The organism is Duganella rhizosphaerae, assembly GCF_040364205.1.
GTDB classification, from domain to species: Bacteria; Pseudomonadota; Gammaproteobacteria; order Burkholderiales; family Burkholderiaceae_D; genus Rugamonas; species Rugamonas rhizosphaerae.
Genome location: NZ_BPWK01000008.1, coordinates 141,564 through 159,146 on the forward strand (window position 1 = coordinate 141,564; position 17,583 = coordinate 159,146).

The 17,583-nt window shown below is 63.3% G+C and carries 18 protein-coding genes; 9 read left to right on the forward strand and 9 right to left on the reverse strand.

Features of this window, described 5'->3' with window-relative positions:
• Positions 1 to 121: 121 nt before the first annotated feature.
• From RUGAMON1_RS18500 to RUGAMON1_RS18510, 3 genes are all read left to right on the forward strand, one after another.
• Positions 122 to 1,423, forward strand: coding sequence for an NCS2 family permease (locus RUGAMON1_RS18500; protein ID WP_445231885.1), 1,302 nt, complete (start codon positions 122 to 124; stop codon positions 1,421 to 1,423).
• An 87-nt stretch (positions 1,424 to 1,510) separates the two neighbouring features.
• Positions 1,511 to 2,374 (forward strand): outer envelope protein, encoded by an 864-nt coding sequence (locus RUGAMON1_RS18505; protein ID WP_445231886.1) that lies wholly within the window; start codon positions 1,511 to 1,513, stop codon positions 2,372 to 2,374.
• Between the two features lie 194 nt (positions 2,375 to 2,568).
• On the forward strand, positions 2,569 to 3,450 hold the full coding sequence (locus RUGAMON1_RS18510) for a PEP-CTERM sorting domain-containing protein (RefSeq protein WP_445231887.1): 882 nt from the start codon (positions 2,569 to 2,571) through the stop codon (positions 3,448 to 3,450).
• Between the two features lie 30 nt (positions 3,451 to 3,480).
• Here the strand turns inward: RUGAMON1_RS18510 and RUGAMON1_RS18515 are convergent, their stop codons facing one another.
• The 5 genes from RUGAMON1_RS18515 to RUGAMON1_RS18535 all read right to left on the reverse strand — a co-directional run bounded on the left by RUGAMON1_RS18515 (position 3,481) and on the right by RUGAMON1_RS18535 (position 7,649).
• Positions 3,481 to 4,536: a GGDEF domain-containing protein gene (locus RUGAMON1_RS18515; protein ID WP_445231888.1), complete on the reverse strand. Its 1,056-nt coding sequence runs from the start codon at positions 4,534 to 4,536 to the stop codon at positions 3,481 to 3,483.
• Positions 4,537 to 4,630: 94 nt separating this feature from the next.
• Positions 4,631 to 5,449 (reverse strand): beta/gamma crystallin-related protein, encoded by an 819-nt coding sequence (locus RUGAMON1_RS18520; protein ID WP_445231889.1) that lies wholly within the window; start codon positions 5,447 to 5,449, stop codon positions 4,631 to 4,633.
• Positions 5,450 to 5,541: 92 nt separating this feature from the next.
• Entirely contained in the window at positions 5,542 to 5,937 is a 396-nt protein-coding gene (locus tag RUGAMON1_RS18525) for a type 2 periplasmic-binding domain-containing protein (protein ID WP_445231890.1), read from the reverse strand.
• A gap of 29 nt (positions 5,938 to 5,966) precedes the next feature.
• Positions 5,967 to 7,121: a hypothetical protein gene (locus tag RUGAMON1_RS18530; protein ID WP_445231891.1), complete on the reverse strand. Its 1,155-nt coding sequence runs from the start codon at positions 7,119 to 7,121 to the stop codon at positions 5,967 to 5,969.
• A gap of 69 nt (positions 7,122 to 7,190) precedes the next feature.
• Entirely contained in the window at positions 7,191 to 7,649 is a 459-nt protein-coding gene (locus tag RUGAMON1_RS18535) for an Lrp/AsnC family transcriptional regulator (protein ID WP_116989168.1), read from the reverse strand.
• A gap of 126 nt (positions 7,650 to 7,775) precedes the next feature.
• On the opposite strand from RUGAMON1_RS18535, the gene RUGAMON1_RS18540 reads away from it, so the two are divergent.
• On the forward strand, positions 7,776 to 8,060 hold the full coding sequence (locus tag RUGAMON1_RS18540; protein ID WP_445231892.1) for a hypothetical protein: 285 nt from the start codon (positions 7,776 to 7,778) through the stop codon (positions 8,058 to 8,060).
• Between the two features lie 6 nt (positions 8,061 to 8,066).
• Here the strand turns inward: RUGAMON1_RS18540 and RUGAMON1_RS18545 are convergent, their stop codons facing one another.
• Complete coding sequence (locus RUGAMON1_RS18545; protein WP_445231893.1) at positions 8,067 to 9,365, reverse strand: NCS2 family permease; 1,299 nt, start codon at positions 9,363 to 9,365, stop codon at positions 8,067 to 8,069.
• 136 nt (positions 9,366 to 9,501) lie between these two features.
• Here RUGAMON1_RS18545 and RUGAMON1_RS18550 point away from each other — a divergent pair, with 136 nt between their 5' ends.
• Genes RUGAMON1_RS18550 through RUGAMON1_RS18560 form a run of 3 tightly spaced genes read left to right on the forward strand, consistent with a single transcriptional unit; the run spans position 9,502 to position 12,940 of the window.
• Positions 9,502 to 9,855, forward strand: a complete 354-nt coding sequence (locus tag RUGAMON1_RS18550) for an STAS domain-containing protein (protein ID WP_445231894.1) — start codon at positions 9,502 to 9,504, stop codon at positions 9,853 to 9,855.
• A complete protein-coding gene (locus tag RUGAMON1_RS18555) occupies positions 9,852 to 10,820 on the forward strand; it encodes an MBL fold metallo-hydrolase (protein ID WP_445231895.1) in 969 nt (322 codons plus the stop codon). The genes RUGAMON1_RS18550 and RUGAMON1_RS18555 overlap by 4 nt, the downstream gene beginning before the upstream one ends.
• 8 nt (positions 10,821 to 10,828) lie before the next feature.
• Positions 10,829 to 12,940, forward strand: coding sequence for a CHASE2 domain-containing protein (locus RUGAMON1_RS18560; protein ID WP_445231896.1), 2,112 nt, complete (start codon positions 10,829 to 10,831; stop codon positions 12,938 to 12,940).
• A 4-nt stretch (positions 12,941 to 12,944) separates the two neighbouring features.
• Here RUGAMON1_RS18560 and RUGAMON1_RS18565 read toward each other — a convergent pair whose 3' ends face one another.
• Both RUGAMON1_RS18565 and RUGAMON1_RS18570 read right to left on the reverse strand, forming a co-directional pair.
• A complete protein-coding gene (locus RUGAMON1_RS18565) occupies positions 12,945 to 13,535 on the reverse strand; it encodes an OmpA family protein (RefSeq protein ID WP_445231897.1) in 591 nt (196 codons plus the stop codon).
• A gap of 3 nt (positions 13,536 to 13,538) precedes the next feature.
• Positions 13,539 to 13,991, reverse strand: coding sequence for a FecR family protein (locus tag RUGAMON1_RS18570; protein WP_445231898.1), 453 nt, complete (start codon positions 13,989 to 13,991; stop codon positions 13,539 to 13,541).
• A 40-nt stretch (positions 13,992 to 14,031) separates the two neighbouring features.
• On the opposite strand from RUGAMON1_RS18570, the gene RUGAMON1_RS18575 reads away from it, so the two are divergent.
• Together RUGAMON1_RS18575 and RUGAMON1_RS18580 are read left to right on the forward strand one after the other, a co-directional pair.
• On the forward strand, positions 14,032 to 14,451 hold the full coding sequence (locus RUGAMON1_RS18575) for an ATP-binding protein (RefSeq protein WP_445231899.1): 420 nt from the start codon (positions 14,032 to 14,034) through the stop codon (positions 14,449 to 14,451).
• 29 nt (positions 14,452 to 14,480) lie between these two features.
• Positions 14,481 to 15,122 carry an FABP family protein gene (locus tag RUGAMON1_RS18580; RefSeq protein ID WP_445231900.1) on the forward strand — a complete coding sequence of 214 codons (642 nt, stop codon included), beginning with the start codon at positions 14,481 to 14,483 and terminating at the stop codon, positions 15,120 to 15,122.
• A gap of 17 nt (positions 15,123 to 15,139) precedes the next feature.
• On the opposite strand, the gene RUGAMON1_RS18585 is transcribed toward RUGAMON1_RS18580, so the two are convergent.
• Positions 15,140 to 17,506: a diguanylate cyclase domain-containing protein gene (locus tag RUGAMON1_RS18585; protein ID WP_445231901.1), complete on the reverse strand. Its 2,367-nt coding sequence runs from the start codon at positions 17,504 to 17,506 to the stop codon at positions 15,140 to 15,142.
• Positions 17,507 to 17,583 lie beyond the last annotated feature (77 nt).

Below are 17,583 nucleotides of genomic sequence, written 5' to 3' on the forward strand. Positions count from 1 at the left end.
AGCAGGTATGCCACAGAAGCAATTTCACGCGGTGGCCCCTGAGATAAGGTCTAGGTCGATTGTTCCCATGTTTAATCGGCGAATGACCAATAAGTAGTTAAAAATAGAACACGGAGACGTTATGTTAATTTTGGAAAAATTCTTCAAGCTGAAAGAGAATGGGACCGATGTGCGCACCGAACTGGTGGCAGGTCTGACCACATTCCTGACGATGGCTTACATCATCTTCGTCAACCCCTCCATCCTCGGTGACGCCGGCATGCCCAAGGGCGCTGTCTTCGTCGCCACCTGTATCGCGGCCGCCCTGGGCTGTTTGATTATGGGCCTGTACGCAAACTATCCGATTGCTATGGCGCCGGGCATGGGGTTGAACGCTTACTTCGCATATGTGGTCGTCAAGGGCATGGGCATGCCTTGGGAGATGGCGCTGGGCGCGGTCTTCATTTCCGGCTGTCTGTTCCTGTTCGTCAGCGTCTTCAAACTGCGGGAGATGATCGTCAACGGCATTCCGCATTCGATCCGCACCGCCATCACCGTCGGCATCGGTTTGTTCCTCGGCCTGATCTCGCTGAAAAGCGCCGGCATCGTCGTCAGCAGCCCGGAGACGCTGGTGCGCGTGGGCGACCTGCACAAGGCGCCTACCTTGCTGGCCATCGTCGGTTTCTTCATCATCGTCGCGCTGGACCGCCTGAAGGTCAAGGGCGCGATCCTGATCGGCATCCTGGTCGTGACGGTGCTGAGCTTCTTCGTCGCAGGGAACACCTTCAACGGCATCGTCGATATGCCGCCATCGCTGGCGCCAACCCTGTTCAAGCTGGACCTGATGGGCGCGATCTCGGTCGGCCTGCTGAACGTGGTGCTGGTGTTCTTCCTGGTCGAACTGTTCGACGCCACCGGTACGCTGATGGGCGTGGCCAACCGCGCCGGCCTGCTGGTCAATGGCAAGATGGAACGCCTGAACAAGGCGCTGCTGGCCGACAGCTGCGCCATCGTCACCGGTTCGCTGCTGGGCACCTCCAGCACCACCGCCTACATCGAAAGCGCCGCCGGCGTGCAGGCGGGCGGCCGTACCGGCCTGACCGCCGTCGCCGTCGGCGTGCTGTTCCTGGCCTGCCTGTTCATCTCGCCGCTGGCCGGCGTTGTGCCTAGCTACGCCACGGCGCCTGCGCTACTCTACGTTTCCTGCCTCATGCTGCGCGAACTGGTCGACATCGACTGGTCCGACACCACCGAAAGCGTGCCAGCCGCCATCGCGGCGCTGACCATGCCGTTCACGTACTCGATCGCACTTGGCGTGGCGTTCGGCTTCATCTCCTATGCGGTGCTGAAGCTGTTGACCGGCCGTGTGCGCGAAGTGCGTCCAGTGATCTGGGCGATCGCTTGCGTGTTCACCTTCAAGTTCGTCTACCTCGGCGCAGGCTGAGGAACTAACCCCAACGACTGCCTCCTCACCGGCGTGCCTTGACGGCGCCGGCGGGGACAGTCACGTCCTAAAATATGGAAAACTAAAATGAAAACGAGACAAATTCCACAACTGCTGTGCATCGCCTTTTTGAGCCTGGCCGGTTCGGTCCACGCCGCCGACTGGAGCGACACCTCGGTCAGCTGGCGCTACGGCAACGACTATCGCGAGCCGTTCAATCCCAACGATATTTCCAAGAACATCCTGGCGCTGACCCACGTCAGCGGCTACAAGTACGGCACCAACTTCTTCAACGCCGACTTCCTGATGTCGGACAAAAACGATCCGGCCTCGCTGACGCAGAAGTCCGGCGCCAACGAAGCCTACATCCTGTACCGCAACACGGTCGACCTGAGCAAGGTGACCGGCCAGGAATACAAGTTCGGCCCGGTGCGCGGCCTGGGCATCACCGCCGGTTTCGACGTCAACACCAAGAATGACGTGGGCTACAACTCGCGCAAGCGCATGTTCGTGCTGGGACCGACTTTTATGTGGAACGTGCCGGCCGGTCACTTCAACACCAGCCTGCTGTTGCTCAACGAGAGCAACGCGCCGAGCGGCGCCTTCCCGCCGATCTCCACCGTCACTGGGCGCTATACCTACAAGACGCATGCGATGCTGTCGTCGGACTGGGGCATCCCGCTGGGTTCGCTGTGGGCCTTCGAGGGCTATGCGAACTTTATCGCGTCGAAGGGCAAGGACGAAACGGGCAACGATACCGGCGCCGAGACCAATATCGACATGCAGCTGATGTTTGATGCGGGCGCGGCGATGGGCCACGCGAAGAACACCTTCCGCGTCGGCGTCGAGTATCAGTACTGGCGCAACAAGTTCGGCAACACCTCGGCCACCACCGGCGGCCAGGGCTATGTCGCCAAGACGCCGATGATACGGGCTGAGTACCACTTCTAAGCGGCTGCGGCCGGGCAATTGAAGGGCAGCCGAGGCTGCCCTTTTTCTTTTTTGATGGCTCCTGTCTTAGTGTCGGCTGCACTTACAGTACGCCGTTGCCGCGCTGGCGATGTGAGCCGGCCAGCCGTGGCAAATGCAACTGGAATCGAATTTGCTTCTTCTGCGGGGCAGCACACACAACCAAGGAGACAGCCATGAAGCATTCACCAACAAACGTATTTTCCCTGAGGCGCGGCGCGGTGCGCGGCGCTTTCCTGCTGGCGCTGGCCGGTATCGGTCTTGCCTGCGCGGCGCAGGCGGCGCCGACCCATGTGAGCGACGGGCTGTTCGGCCCGGCCGAGTGGACGGTCTCGGCGACGAACGGCGCGCCGGCCAGGCCCACCGTGAGCTCCGCCAGCTTCAACGTCGGCGCGCCGGGCGGCACCCGCTTTTACGTGGAGCAGTCGACCGCCGGTGCGCCGGTGTCGACGCTCGGACACACGCTCAATCTGATGTACGACCTGGGCAGCTTCACGTCCACCGGGACGGCCGGCCTGTTCATGGACGTGTTTTTCCAGAACGGCAGCACCGACTATGTCGTGCATATCAGCGACAGCGGCATCCAGTCGTTTGAAAAGAGTCACGATGTGCGCTCGCCGGTCGATGCGGCGGGAGGTTTTGACTTGAGTTCGCCGGTATGGTCCGCGCTCGATGCCGGCGACCTGGCGCTGGCGAAGTTCCATGCCGGCGCCAGCGTCGGCCCCAGTCCGAACTATGCCAGTCCGCACCTGATCTTCGAATTTGACCTGTCCGTGGACACCAGCGGCAGCGCCACGCCCCTGGCGCCACCGCCGGCGGATGGACTGTACAGTCGTGAGTCATCGTTCTGGTCCGGCTCACTGGGTGGCGTGGGGCGTCCGACCATCGTGGTAGGCTCGGCGGTCTTCAGCCTTAACGGCAACGGCACGACGGCGGTGAGTCCAGTGCTGGGACCTGGCGGTTTGCCTGTACTGCAAGCGATACCGGAGCCGGCTACGTTGTTGTTGCTGGGTGCAGGACTGTTGGGTATGGTTGGCGTCAGCCGTCGTCGTCATTGACGTGGCGTATGCCGGCGATCAATCGTCGGCTCAGGCGGCGTCCTGCACAGGGCCTGCCAGCACGTAGCGGTTCTTGCCGTGCCGCTTGGCGAGATACAGCGCCTCGTCGGCGCGCTTGTAGCTGACCGACAGGTCGCTGTCCTTGTCGAATTCCGCGATGCCGATGCTGACCGTGCGCGGCGGATGTGTCGCCGCGCGCACGCCGTCCAGCAGCGTGGTGGCAAAATCCAGCGCGTCCGCGGACTCGCCCTGGAACAGCACACCGAATTCCTCGCCGCCCAGCCGGCCGCACAGGTGACCCACGCCCAGCTTGGCGATCACATGCGCCGTGTGGATCAGTACTTCGTCGCCGGCGTCGTGGCCCAGCGTGTCGTTGATCTGCTTGAAGTCGTCGATGTCTATCATCAGGAAAAACAGCGGCGTCTGCGAGGACAGCAATTGCATGCGGCGAACTTCCAGCGTGAACTTGCGGCGATTGTTCAAGCCGGTGACCAGGTCCTTGAACGCCATCTCCGCCAGTTCCCGTCGAGCACGGTGGCTGCGCACCCGCAGGTTCAGAAAATAGGCATGCAAGTAGATCGCCATGGCGAAGCTGCTGCCCATGACCAGCAACGCGAGATTGAAGGTGATCTGTCCCGGCTGCGCAGGGAAATTGCCCACCGTGAGTATCAGCCACACGGCGACGGCGGCGCTGATGTAATTGATCATGCCGCCGAAAATGGGCGCGGCCGACAGCGTCAGCACGGTGCCGACCGGCAGCACCCAGAAGGTCGGGTCGGGACAGTAGGCCATCAGCAGGCGGAAGGCGAAAGCGGTGGCGGTGGTGCCGATGATGCCGGCGGCGACCAGCGACTTGACGGAGCGGGCACTGAGCGAGATGGCAAGGCTGAGCAACATGCCTGGCACACCGAACAGCAGGCTGGCGTGCAGCGACTGACCGGCGGCGGCCAGCAAGATGGCGGCCGTGACCCAACTCACCAGTCCGACGCTTTGCGAAATGATGGCCACAGGCCGTAGTTCGGAGTAGAACAGCTGCTGCTCGTCGGCGTCGCCGCCGTAGTAGGAATAGGGGAGTAGTTTGCGCATGCAGTTTCAAGGCCGGCCCATTTGGGGGCCTGAGTATACTTGCTGGTTTGCCCACATCCCAGTTAATTTCGGGAATGTGGGCAAATTTGCGGCTTTACATGCGTGGTTCGCCGGTCTTGGCGTTGACGGCGATGGTCTGGCCAGGGGCGGTGCTCATCTGCACACGGTGTTGCTGGCCGCGATAGTTATACGTCACATCCCAGTATTCAGGCGTCGGGTTGCTGACGTTTTCACAGCGGCGCACATCGCGCGCATAGCTTTGCGAGTTGTTGTTGCTGTTGTTGGCCATGTTGTTGCCGATGGCCGCGCCGGCTACGGCGCCGCCGGCCGTGGCGACGTCGCGTCCCGTACCGCCGCCCACCTGGTGACCCAGGATGCCGCCGATCAGCGCGCCGGCGATGACGCCGCCAACGTTGTTGCCGCTGCGGGCCGGTTCAGTCACTTGCTGGCGTTCGACCCAGCAGCGTTGTTCCGGCGTGCCCACCACGGCGCGTGCCGAGGTGATAGGCACGTCGATGATGCGCTCGCTTGGACGGCGACGGTATTCATACGTCGGTTGCGGCAGCGGCGCCGGCGCTTCGTTGTCATAGCGGTCGCGACGGCCGACAGGACGCACCGACGAGATGCGGTCGTTCATGCCCATGCCGCCCAGTGACTCGTAGCTGCCACGGCGCAGCACCATGCAGTTGCCGCCGAAGTTGGCATCGTCACAGACTTCCCACTGGCCGCGCTCGACCACCACCGACGAGGCGCGGTCGTTGAAGCCGCTGCGCGAGAAATCGTTGACTGGACGGTTGGCGGTGAAGGTACGGCCGCGCCAGCCGTCATGTTCGTAAAACGTGATTTGCGCCATGGCTTGCGAAGCCAGGGTCATTGCGGCGATCGCGATGGCGAGTTTGAGGGGCTTGTTCATGTTCATCCTTTTATAGTTGTTCGAGCACCTGCACAATGCGCCGCTTTCGGCGCTCCATCTGTGCGGTTGACAACATAAGCGGATGGCGATCCTCAGGGCAGAGTCAGGATGACCTTGACGCTGTCGTCCACGGCGGACTTTTCAATGTAGCCGATGGCGTTGACGTCGGCGGCGATGGCCTTCTTGACCTCGGCCGTCGAATGCAGCTCGGCCGGCATCACGCCCTTGCCGGTGAAAATGATCTTGGCCCACGCCGCCTTGACCTGGGACACGTCCTTGCCGGACAGCTTTTGGTAGAACTCGGCGCGTATCTGGGATTTTTCGCCCTGATCCAGCGGCACGAACATATTCGATTTACCCAGGAAGAATTGCGACGCCTGCTCCGAGAACATGCGGCTGGCAGGATTCTTGGGATTGACCACCACCACGATTTCCATCGCGGCCGCTATATTGCACAGGAACGCGGCGCCGATGAGTACCGCCGGCATGATAATTTTCCGCATAAAATCCCTCCGTATTAAAAGACGATTTGCCAGGAGGCCGACAGCAGATTGGCGTCGCCAGTGAACTGGAATTTCGATTTATCGTTGATTTTATCGAATTGCACCTTCAGCGCCTGCGAGGTGGTGTAATCCCAGCGATAACTCAGAGAGGTGGTGTCGTGTTTCTCAGTGCCGGTCGGCCAATAGGCGGCGCGTTCCTGGAATTGCGACCAGGAAATCATAAATGTATGTTTATCCATCTTATATCCGCCGGAGTACGACTGGGCGGTATAAGTGTTTTTGACTGACGGTCGGTTAATATAGTTAATCTCACTGCGCAGTAGCCAGTTCTTATAATCCATATTCAAGGACACGCCATAAAACGCCTGGCCGACGTCGTTGACGAAATCGCCGTTCTGGCCGGTCATAACCAGCGAGCGCACGCCGTTGACGACGGAATAGCGCTCGACGATGGTGTGCATGTAGACCCCGCGCAGGCTGAAGATGTCGTTGCTGGCGTCGATATAGCCGCCGACCATCTTCTTCCAGCTTTCGTCGATCTGCGTCGAATAGTAGAGATTGCCGAGCAGCTCGTTGTCGGTGGTCTTGCGGCGGCCTATCCAGACGTTGCCGGTGTAAGTCCAGTCGCCGACGTTATTGGTGTAGAGCAGGTTGGCGCCGTCGTAGGAGTAGATCTGCCATGCGTACAGGTCCTGCGACGGCCGTACCCACGGGTAGGCGTAGCCGACGTACATATAGTCGGAGTAGTAGTACAGCGGCAGGCGCTTGCGGCCGACCTGCAGGGTCAGGCTGTCCGAGATCTTGTAGCTGCCATAGGCCCAGTCTGCGTTGACCGAACTGTAGGCGCCGCGCGCGACCACCTGCACGGTGGCGGACAGCTCGGGCGTGAACTTGAAATTGCCCTGCACGCCGGCCAGCGATTCCGGTTTGAGATCGGTCTTGTGATATTCATAAACCCCGGCATATTCATAATTGCCGGTAAAGCAGGGACATTGATAGCTGTATCCCGGCTTGGCATTAAGTTGATAGGGAACGGGGCTGTCGGAGCTGCCGCTTAAAACCCGGCCGACAGTCAATTGTGCAAATCCGCTGAAACTGCTGTCTACCGCATGGGCGGAATATGAAAGGATGGTCAATGTTGCTAATGCAGAAATTTTAGCAATTTGCATCGTGCTTCCCCTTTTATTAGATATTCTATTTTTAATTTACTATCGAAAAAATAAAAGGGCAAGGCTATTTCACGGTTCGACTGAATGTGCGCGTTTCAAGCAACGCAGCACGAAGGTGGAACGGCTGTGGCGCAGGCCGGGCAGTTTGTACAGCTTGCGGCGCAGGAATTCCTCGTAGCCCGCGGTGCCGGCCACCGCCACCTTGATCAGGTAATCGTATTCGCCGGTCAGCAGGTAGGCTTCCATCACTTCCGGCAGGTCGGCCAGCGCCTGGCCGAATTTCTCGAAGATGTCGTCGTCATGGCGGTCCAGCGTGACCTCGATGATGACGGTGTCCGGGTAGCCCAGCGCCTGTTGGCTGAGCAGCGCCGTGTAGCCCTCGATCAGGCCGCCTTCCTCCAGCGCGCGCACGCGGTTCCAGCACGGCGTGGTGGACAGGCCGACCTTTTCGGCCAGTTTGGTGTTGCTCAAGCGGCCGTCGCGGCGCAGTTCGCGCAAAATGCGGCGGTCCAGTTCGTCGATTTCCATGTTGCGGAGTCCTAAAAGATGATTATCCCGCTGATTTTACATTGGTCGGGACGATCTTCTTCATTTGACTGAATATCGAGCAAAACAAGGAAGCCTATTTTGCCGGCTCCCGGATATTCTGGTTGCATGAATACCACACAAAAAAGCTACCGATTTTGCATCGAGCCGGACGATCCCATCGCCACGCTGGAAGCCGTGTTGGCGATCGTGCGCCGCTTGGGACTGGAGTTGCGCAGCCTGCGCACGACCACGCATCTGCAAGGGGTGGACGTGCAGATACGGCTGGCGGCCGAGGACGAAGACCCGCTGACTCTGTGCCGCATGCGGCTCAACAACGTGGTCGGCATCCTGGCGGTGCGGGAGATGCCGACGCTGGTGGCGTCTCCCGAGCGATTGGCGGCTCGAGGCTAGCCGCGCTTAGCCCGCAATGTAGGTGTACTTGAACAGGAACAGCGCGGCGATCACCCACACCACCGGCTTGACCTGGCGCGCCTGGCCGGTCAGCAGTTTCAGTCCGGCGTAGGTGATGAAGCCGAAGGCGATGCCGTGGGCGATGGAGTAGGTGAACGGGATCACCAGCGCGGTGATCGCGGCCGGCACGCTCTCGGTGGTGTCGCTCCAGTCGACATCGACCAGGTCGCGCAGCATCAGGCAGGCGACGAACAGCAACGCCGGTGCGGTGGCGTAGGCCGGCACCACGCCGGCGATCGGCGCGAAGAACAGCGCCGCCAGGAACATCAGCGCCACCACAAGCGCCGTCAGGCCGGTGCGGCCACCGGCCTGCACGCCGGCCGCGCTTTCCAGGTAGGCCGTGGTGCTGGAGGTGCCGAGCATCGAGCCGGCCACGATGGCGCAGCTGTCGGCCAGCAGCGCCTTGTTCAGGCGCTTCATCTTGCCGTCGACCAGCAGGCCGCCGCGGCTGGCCACGCCCATCAGCGTGCCGGTGGCGTCGAACAGTTCAACCAGGAAGAACACCAGCACCACGTTGAACAATCCCATCGAGGCGGCGCCTTTCAGGTCGAACTGGAACAGCGTCGGCGCCAGCGACGGCGGCAGCGACATGAAACCGTGGAAGGTGTTCCCGCCGAAGAAAAAGCTCATAATGGTCACCACCACAATGCCGATCAACAGCGCGCCCGGCACCCGCAGGCGGTCCAGCGTGACGATCAGCAGGAAGCCGAAAACGGCCATGATGGTCTGCGGCTTGTGCATGTCGCCCACGCGCACCAGCGTCTCGGGACTGGCGACCACCAGGCCGGCGCTCTTCATCGCGATCAGCGCCAGGAACAGGCCCAGGCCCACCGTAATGGCCACCCGCAGCGAATGCGGTATGCCGTTGACGATCAATTCCCGCACCTTGAACACGCTCACCAGGATGAACAGGCAGCCCGAGATGAACACCGCGCCCAGCGCCGATTGCCAGGGCACGCCCATGCCCAGCACCACGGCGTAGGCGAAGTAGGCGTTCAGGCCCATGCCCGGCGCCATGCCGATCGGATAGTTGGCGTACAGGCCCATGATGATGGTGCCCAGCGCGGCCGCCAGGCAGGTGGCGACGAACACGGCGTCCTTCGGCACGCCGGCATCGCCGAGGATGGCCGGGTTGACGAAGATGATGTAAGCCATCGTCAGGAAGGTGGTGATGCCCGCGACCACTTCGGTCCGAACGTTGCTGCCATGCTCAGTGAGCTTGAAAAATTTGTCGAGCGGCGACATGCGCGTTCTCCCGGGTTGCGTCGAGGCCGAAGAATATCATGTACAGGCGATTCTCCTCGGAATTGCTTCTTGCACAAAAAAATGTAAAAATGAACAATAACGCCATCTCCACCCGCACAGCGCACAGGTCATCAATATGGAACTTCAGCCGCAGCAAGCCGGCAGCACCGTGGTGCTCAGCCCCGCCGGTCGTATCGATCATACCCATGCAGACGGCTTCAAGCTAGCGCTCGACCCGCACCTGCGCGACTGTACCAAGGATGGCGCCGCGCTGGTGCTCGATTTCAGCGGCGTCAATTACATCAGCAGCATAGGCTTGCGCGCACTGATGTTGGCGATCAAGCAGGTCAAGGCGCAGGGTGGGCGCATGGTGCTGGCGGCCCTGCAGCCGCTGGTGCTGGAGGTGTTCACCATCAGCCGCTTCGACATGCTGTTCGAGATCTTCCCGGATCGCGCCGGCGCGCTGTCAGCCGTGGGCGGCGCTTCATGAAAGCCCGCATCTGGGGCGCGCGCGGCTCGCTGCCGGTGGCGCTGAACCACAAGCAGATCCGCTCCAAGCTGGTGACGGCGCTCGAAGGCGCGATCGGCCGCAACCTCGATACGCCGGAGAAGGTGGCGTCGTATATCGACAACGACCTGGGTTTCGATGTGCGCGGCACCTACGGCGGCAATTCCAGCTGCGTGGAAGTCGAGGTGTGGAACCCGGACACGGTGCACGAACACATCATCCTCGACCTGGGCTCCGGCGTGCGCGCACTGGCCGGCGCCAAGCTGGCGCGCTACGGCCCGGCCAAGCCGCAGACCTACCACGTGTTCATGTCCCATCTCCATTGGGACCATATCATGGGCTTCCCGTTCTTCACACCGGCCTACATACCGGGCAACCGCATCATCATCTACGGCTGCCACCAGGAGCTGGAGACGGCCTTCCGCCGCCAGCAGGAGCCGATCAGCTTCCCGGTCGGCTTCCACCAGCTGGGCGCGACCATCGAGTTCGTGCAGATGGAGCCTGGCGTTCCGCTGCATCTGCACGACCTGACCGTGACCGCCAAGCTGCAACTGCATGCGGGCGACTCCTACGGTTACCGCCTGGAGCAGGGCGGCAAGGTCATGATCTACAGCACCGACTCCGAACACAAGCTGGATAACGCCGCCGAACGCCTGGCCTTCGTCGAGTTCTTCCGCGATGCCGACCTGGTGATCTTCGACGCCATGTATTCGCTGGCCGATTCGATTTCGGTGAAGGCCGACTGGGGCCACTCCAGCAACGTGGTCGGCGTCGAACTATGCCAGCTGGCCGGCGTGCACCAGCTTTGCCTGTTCCACCATGAACCCATCTACGACGACGCGCAGATCGCCCGCGTGCTGACCGAAACGCGGCGCTACGCCGAGATCACCGGCGAAGCGCCGCTGGACATCGTCTCGGCCTACGACGGCATGGAAATCGAACTGTAAGCGCGGCCATGCTGCTCCGCTTGCAAACCCAGGCCCTGGGCGGCGTACGCGCAGGCCAGGGCAGGCCGCTGGCGCTGGTGCTGGCGTGCCTGCTGGCCGTGGCGTTGACGGTCGGCGGCGACGGCCTGCTGCCGCAACTCCGGCTTGCCTTGTTCAACGCCTACCAGGTTCACTTTCCGCGCCAGCGCGCATCGGGACCGGTGCAGATCATCGCCATCGACGAAGCCTCGCTGAAGGAGTTCGGCCAGTGGCCGTGGCCGCGCACCCGTTTGACCGAGCTGATAGAGCACATCAACGCCCAGCAGCCGCTGGCCATCGGCTTGGATATCCTGATGCCGGAGCCCGACACCACTTCGCCCGAGGCGCTGGCCGCCCGGCTGCCCGCCGGTCCTTTGCGCGACAGCCTGGCGGCGCTGCCCGCGTACGACGACGTGCTGGCGGCGGCCATGCGGCGTGCGCCGATTGTGCTGGGCGCCGCAGGTTTCGCCCATCCCGAAGCCGGCACCAGCGATGCGCTGCGCGTGTGGCCGGTGCATGTGAAATGGCCGGCGGCGTCGCTGCCGGTGATGCGCTTTCCGCAGGCGATGTCCAGTTTGCCCTTGCTGCAGGCGGCGTCCAAAGGACAGGGACTGCTGTCGGTGAACCTGGAAAAGGGCATCGTGCGGCGCGCGCCGCTGATCGGCGCGATCGGCGAGACGCTGGTGCCGGCGCTGTCGATGGAATTGCTGCGCGTGGCCACCGGCAGTACTGCGCTGGAGATCGAGGCCGATGCCGACGGCGTCCACAGCGTGTCGGTCGGCGACCTGCACGTGCCGACCGCGCCGGATGGCACGGTGTGGGTCAACTTCTCGGCGCCCGCGATGGACCGCTACGTCTCGGCGCTGGACGTGATGCGCGGCCGCCTGGCCGACGGCGCGCTGCAAAACAAGATCGTCATCGTCGCCATGACCGGCCTGGGCCTGACCGACTACAAGACCAACGCGCGCGGCGACTTCATGCCCGGCGTGGACACCCATGCGCAGATGATAGAAAGCTTCTTCGATGGCGCCTTCCTGCGTCGCCCCGGATGGATGCGCTGGGCCGAGGTGGCGACCTTCGCCGCATGCAGCCTGCTGCTGGTGTGGCTGCTGCCCAGGCTGCGCCTGCTGGTGGCCGTGCCGTTGGGCGGCGCGCTGGTGCTGGGCGTGTACTGCGGTGGCGCGCTGCTGTTTGCGCGGGCCGGTTTGCTGTTCGATGCGACCAGCGTGGTGTGCGCCGTCGTGCTGGTTGGACTCAGCCTGTTGACCAGCATGCTGGCGGCGGCGGTGCGCGACCGCAAGCACAGCGAGCGCGCCTTGCAGGTGGCCCGCGTCGCCGCCGCCAAGACCGCCGGTGAGCTGGGCGCGGCGCGCCGCATCCAGATGGCGACGCTGCCGCAGGCCGCGCTGTCCTTCCCCGGCGAGCGGCGTTTCTCGCTTGAGGCCTTGCTGGAGCCGGCGCGCGAAGTGGGCGGCGACCTGTATGACTTCTTCATGCTGGACCGCGACCGCGTGTTCTTCATGGTCGGCGATGTATCGGGCAAGGGCCTGCCGGCCAGCCTGTTCATGGTGGTGGCGAAGGCGCTCTCCAAGAGCATCGCGCTGCGCGGACCGTCGGAGATGGCGGCCATCATGAACGGCGCCAACCGCGAGCTGACCCGCGAGAATCCGGAGATGCTGTTCGTGACCAGCGTGGCGGGCATCTTGGACGCGTCGAACGGCCAGGTCGTCCTCTGCAACGCCGGCCATGACGCGCCGCGCCGCCTGACCGTGGACGGCCGCGTCGAGCACCTGCAATCGGCGGACGGCCCGCCGCTGTGCGTGTTGGACGATTTCGAATATCCGGTGCAGCGCTATCAGCTGCAAGCCGGCGAGTACCTGTGCCTGACCACCGATGGCATCAACGAAGCCATGAACGAGGCAGGGGACTTGTATGGCAACGAGCGGCTGGACCGCCTGCTGGCCGCGCTGCCTTCAACGGCGGCGGCCACGCCCGCCGCGGTGGTGCAGGCGGTGCGGGACGATGTGCGCCTGCACGTGGGCCAGGCCGAAGCTTCGGACGACCTGACCTTGCTGGTGCTGCGCTGGGATGGCGTGGCCTGAGCGATCAACGCACGCGGATTTCGACGCGGCGGTTGCGCGGCTCGTCGACGCCGTCGGCGGTGGGCACCAGCAGCTCGCGTTCACCGCGTCCCTGTACGGCGATGCGGTCGGCGTCGATGCCCACCTCCACCAGCAAGCGCTTGACGGTGGCCGCGCGCCGCAGCGACAGCTGGTCGTTGTAATCCTGCTTGGCGACGGTGTCGGTATGGCCGATGACGATGATCTCCGGAGCGGGGCGCGACGCCAGCTGCGCCTTGATGTCGGCCAGCCGCGCCGCCGATTCCGGCACCAGCGTGTCGGTGTCGGTGACGAAGTACAGCGTGAACACCGCGGCCCGTTGCGGCATGGCGGCCAGCGTGCTTGCATAACGGTTGCCGATGTCGGCGCCGTTGCCGGCGCTGACTAAGGCGCCCTTGCGGTCGATGGCGGCGGTCTGGTAGGGCTGGTCGAGCACCGTATCGACGCCGGCGGTGGTGATGATCACCGCGCTGGCCTTGCCGTCCTGGCTGGGCAGCAGCGTGATTTGCTCGGTCGGGCCGCGCTGTTGCTGCGAGACTGCGGCCAGCAGGCAGACGATCCAGATCAGCATGCCCATGCTTTACTCTCCATCTTTGACGTCGATGACGAATTCGGTGCCGCGCACTCCCAGGATGGAAGTCGGGGTGCGGAACTGCACCGCGCCCGGCGATTGTTTGGAGAGCTTGCCGGAGATGACGCCCAGCGTGCCGCGCTTGACGGTGGCATTCAGCACGCCTTCGTGCGAGGTCGGATCGAAAGCGTATTTTTCCAGCCACACATTGCTGTTCGGGCCCACGGCCAGCAGCGTCTCGTCGCGCAGCGTGATGCCGACGCTGCCATCGGCTCCGGTGACCACGCGGTCGCTGGCCATCAGCGCGGCGCCGGCGGTGGCCGGGCTCTGTTTGCCGGCGTGCTCTATGGAGGCCGCGCCCTTGGTGGTCTTGACCATGCCCGCCGGCTGTTCGGCGGCGCAGGCGACGCCGATGGCGAGTACGGCGGCCACTGTGGCAAGGGTGGCTTTTAAGTTGCGCATGATTCTTCTCCTGAGATGAGCATTCCGATAATATGCTCGAATGGACAGAAAAGAAACCGGTATTGCTCACCTGTTGCGGTTTCCGGCGCGGCTCGATGCGGTCTCCGGCGCGATGTCGTTTGCTGCGATGGCGCTGCAACAGGCTGGCCTTGGGCCAAGCGTGGTCGCGCGCGCCGAACTGATACTGGAGGAGCTGCTGCGCAACAGCATCCTGCACGGCCACGGCGGCGACAGCGCCCATTCGGTGTGGGTCGGCGTGGATGGCGCGCGCCTGGTGTACGAGGACGAAGCGCCGGCCTTCAATCCGCTCACGCAAGGTCCGCCGCCGCCCGATCCGGCGCGGCCCATCGAGGAGCTTGGGGTGGGCGGTGTCGGGCTGCTGCTGATACGCCAGTTGGGGAGCGCGGTGGCCTATCGCCATCATGAAGGACGCAACCGCATCGAGATCGCCTTACAATAGTGGCTATCACCAACCACCCAGGATTATGCATGAGCGAGTTTTCCAGCGATATCTATACCGAGCCGACCCAGATCGACATCAACACCCTGAACAACCTCGGACCGCTGGCGCCGATGGCGGGCATCTGGAAGGGCGAGCGTGGCCTCGATATCAAGCCGAAGGCGGATGGTCCGCGCAAGCAGGCCTACGTCGAGCGCATCGAGTTGCAGCCTATCGATCCGGTCACCAATGGTCCGCAGCTGTTCTACGGCTTGCGCTACCTGATCATCATCAACAAGCCTGGCCAGGCCAAGACCTACCACGAGCAGGTTGGCTACTGGCTGTGGGAGCCCGCCACCAGCACCGTGATCCAGACGCTGGGCATCCCGCGCGGGCAGATCGCCATGGCCTCGGCCGTGGTGGCGCCGGACGCGAAGGAATTTGAACTGGTGGCGCGGCTGGAGTCCGATACCTACGGCATCCGTTCCAATCCCTTCCTGGAATACGGCTTCAAGACCGTCGAGTACCGCATCAAGGTCACCATCAACGACGACGGCAGCTGGGGCTATGAGGAAGACACCGTGATGATGATACGCGGCCAGGAAGAACCATTCCACCACGTCGATCGCAACCTGCTGTTCAAGGTGTCCGAGCCGTTGCCGAATCCACAGGTGAGCGGCGTCCCGGGCTAGTCAAGCTTGATTGCCGCTCAGTCGGCGAGCGCGTAACCGTCGCGGCCATTGCGTTTGGCCGCGTACAGCGCGCAGTCGGCGCGGGCCACCAGTTCGGCCGAAGTTTCCGCATCGCGCTCGTGCAGTGCGATGCCGATGCTGGTGGTGATCCGCATCGGCTTGCCGGCGACGTCGAATGGCCGCCGTACCGATTCGATGATCTTGGCCGCCAGCCGCGCGCATTCGCCGGCGCCGTCCACCTGCTCGAACACGATCACGAATTCATCCCCCGCCAGCCGCGCCACCGTGTCCGAGGCACGCACATTGCCCACCAGCCGCGAGGCGAACTCCTTCAACACCGCATCGCCGGCGCCGTGGCCCAGCGTGTCGTTGATGCTCTTGAAGTGGTCGATGTCCAGGTAGGCCAGCGCCAGCGACCGGCGATTGCGCCTGGACCGCACCAGCGCCAGTTGCAGGATCTCTTCGAACATCAGGCGGTTGGCGATGCCGGTCAGGGAATCGATGCGGGCCAGCTGCGTCAGGCGTTCTTCGATTTCCTTCATGCGGGTGGTGTCGTGCGTCAGCGAGTAGATGCCGAGCACCGTGCCGTCGGCCGCGAGCTCCGGCACGAAGGTGGTTTCCAGCGTGTGCAGGCTGCCGTCGATCTGCGCCTTCAATTCGTAGGTGACGTTGTGGCCGCGATAGGCCTGTTCCAGGTGCGCCTCCGCGTGCTCGTAGTGGTCGCGGCCTATGCCGTCGACCAGATGGCGGCCTATCAGCTTGTCCGGCTGCACGCCGAACCACTGGAAGAAGGTGGCGTTGACGAACTGGAAGCGGCGCTTGTGGTCGAGATAGGAGATCAGCACCGGCAGGTTGTCGGTCAGCAGTTTCAGGCGCTTTTCGCTGGCGGCCTGGCGCAGCTCGGCGCTTTTGCGTTCGGTGATGTCGACCGCCATCAGGTAGACGCCGGCGACGCTGCCGTCGGCGGCGATGTCCGGTATCAGGTCGCCCATCACCTGCTGCGGCAGGCCGTCCTTGCGGCCTTCGCGCTCGTAGTGCACGCGGTCGCCGCGCATCGCCGCCTCGTGATAGGGCGCGATCGAGGCGACGAAATCCTTGCCCAGCACCTCGGACATGGTCCGGCCTATCATCGCCTGCGGATCGAGGCCCAGCATGGTGCGGAAGTATTCGTTGGTGAAGTGGTAGCGGTTGTCGCGGTCGATATACGCGACGATGGCGGGGATGCTGTCGGCGATCATGCGCAGGCGCTTTTCGCTGGCGGCGATCAGCGATTCGCTTTCGCGTATCGCTTCCTGAGCCAGTTCGCGCTCCGCCATCAGCTCGTGGAAGGCGCTGCTTAATTCGCCGATCTCGTCGCGGCGGCGCCGTTGCAGCACGCCGATACTGACGTCGCCGCTGCGGATGTCGCTGATGTTGCGGCGCAGCCGGCCCAGGGGTTTAAGCAAGGTCTGGATCGCCAGCCACGCCATCAGGCCGGCCAGCGCGGCGAAGGCGCCGGCCGCCAGCATCGCGTGACGGCGCATGTCGATCATCGGCGCGAACGCCTCGTCGATCGGGAAGCGGGCGCCGATGATCCAGTTGGTCGTGGACAGGTGTTTGTACGAGTAGATGCCTTCGCTGCCGTCCTTGTTGGCCGCTTCGGTCCATCCCTCGAAACCTCGCAGCGCCATTTCGGTGGCGCGGTTGTAGCCAGGCCGCGCATTGATGTGCTCCAGCAGCCGCTTGGGGTTGGGGTGGTGCACCAGGATGCCGCCGGTGGTCATGATGTACATGAAGCCGGTCTTGCCCGGCTTTTGCGCCGCGATCTGCGCCAGGAAGCCGGAATCGGCCAGGTCGATGCTACCGCCCAGCAGCATCACCGCCTTGCCTTGGGCGTTCAGCACCGGCTGGATGATCATGATGGCGGGCCGCCCGGACAGGATGCTCTTGAACGGCGGCGACACCACCGCACGGCCGCCGGCCAGCACCTTCTGCATGAAGGCGCGCGGGCGTTCGTCGAGCGCCAGTACGGCGGCGCCTGCACCTTCGGTGTGTATCAGTACGCCGTTCCGGTTGAAGATGTGCAGGTTGAGGAATTCCTTGCGCACGGCCGGATGGCGGGCGACGAAGGCGCTCATGCGCTCGGGGTCTTGTCCGGCGTCGGGCGGCATGGCGTCGGCCAGGCTGGCCAGCAGGGCCTTTTTTGCGGTGATCTGGGCGTCCACCTGCGCGGCGGCGGAGGACAGCAGGGCGTATTGCTGGTTGCCGATCACGCTTTTCATATCGCGTTCGGCCAGCACCAGCGCTACCCAGGTGACGACGACTGTGGCAACCAGCACCAGCATGACGACCACCGCCGTCATGCGGAATTTGAGGCTGCGTGGCAGCGGTGCTAAAACGGCCATGTTGCTCTGTTTTTAGTATGTTGAACGGAGTATTGCATACCCGGCCCGGCAAGGCCAGCGGGTACAATGCCCGCTGT

Excerpts from the sequence above, each read along its gene's own strand:
- RUGAMON1_RS18565 (WP_445231897.1), bottom strand. The coding sequence starts at position 13,535 with ATGGGCATGCTGATCTGGATCGTCTGCCTGCTGGCCGCAGTCTCGCAG.
- RUGAMON1_RS18530 (WP_445231891.1), bottom strand. The coding sequence starts at position 7,121 with ATGCAAATTGCTAAAATTTCTGCATTAGCAACATTGACCATCCTTTCA.
- RUGAMON1_RS18560 (WP_445231896.1), top strand. The coding sequence starts at position 10,829 with ATGCTGCTCCGCTTGCAAACCCAGGCCCTGGGCGGCGTACGCGCAGGC.
- RUGAMON1_RS18520 (WP_445231889.1), bottom strand. The coding sequence starts at position 5,449 with ATGAACAAGCCCCTCAAACTCGCCATCGCGATCGCCGCAATGACCCTG.
- RUGAMON1_RS18500 (WP_445231885.1), top strand. The coding sequence starts at position 122 with ATGTTAATTTTGGAAAAATTCTTCAAGCTGAAAGAGAATGGGACCGAT.
- RUGAMON1_RS18540 (WP_445231892.1), top strand. The coding sequence starts at position 7,776 with ATGAATACCACACAAAAAAGCTACCGATTTTGCATCGAGCCGGACGAT.
- RUGAMON1_RS18575 (WP_445231899.1), top strand. The coding sequence starts at position 14,032 with ATGGACAGAAAAGAAACCGGTATTGCTCACCTGTTGCGGTTTCCGGCG.
- RUGAMON1_RS18545 (WP_445231893.1), bottom strand. The coding sequence starts at position 9,365 with ATGTCGCCGCTCGACAAATTTTTCAAGCTCACTGAGCATGGCAGCAAC.
- RUGAMON1_RS18585 (WP_445231901.1), bottom strand. The coding sequence starts at position 17,506 with ATGGCCGTTTTAGCACCGCTGCCACGCAGCCTCAAATTCCGCATGACG.
- RUGAMON1_RS18535 (WP_116989168.1), bottom strand. The coding sequence starts at position 7,649 with ATGGAAATCGACGAACTGGACCGCCGCATTTTGCGCGAACTGCGCCGC.
- RUGAMON1_RS18510 (WP_445231887.1), top strand. The coding sequence starts at position 2,569 with ATGAAGCATTCACCAACAAACGTATTTTCCCTGAGGCGCGGCGCGGTG.
- RUGAMON1_RS18550 (WP_445231894.1), top strand. The coding sequence starts at position 9,502 with ATGGAACTTCAGCCGCAGCAAGCCGGCAGCACCGTGGTGCTCAGCCCC.
- RUGAMON1_RS18525 (WP_445231890.1), bottom strand. The coding sequence starts at position 5,937 with ATGCCGGCGGTACTCATCGGCGCCGCGTTCCTGTGCAATATAGCGGCC.
- RUGAMON1_RS18505 (WP_445231886.1), top strand. The coding sequence starts at position 1,511 with ATGAAAACGAGACAAATTCCACAACTGCTGTGCATCGCCTTTTTGAGC.
- RUGAMON1_RS18580 (WP_445231900.1), top strand. The coding sequence starts at position 14,481 with ATGAGCGAGTTTTCCAGCGATATCTATACCGAGCCGACCCAGATCGAC.
- RUGAMON1_RS18515 (WP_445231888.1), bottom strand. The coding sequence starts at position 4,536 with ATGCGCAAACTACTCCCCTATTCCTACTACGGCGGCGACGCCGACGAG.
- RUGAMON1_RS18570 (WP_445231898.1), bottom strand. The coding sequence starts at position 13,991 with ATGCGCAACTTAAAAGCCACCCTTGCCACAGTGGCCGCCGTACTCGCC.
- RUGAMON1_RS18555 (WP_445231895.1), top strand. The coding sequence starts at position 9,852 with ATGAAAGCCCGCATCTGGGGCGCGCGCGGCTCGCTGCCGGTGGCGCTG.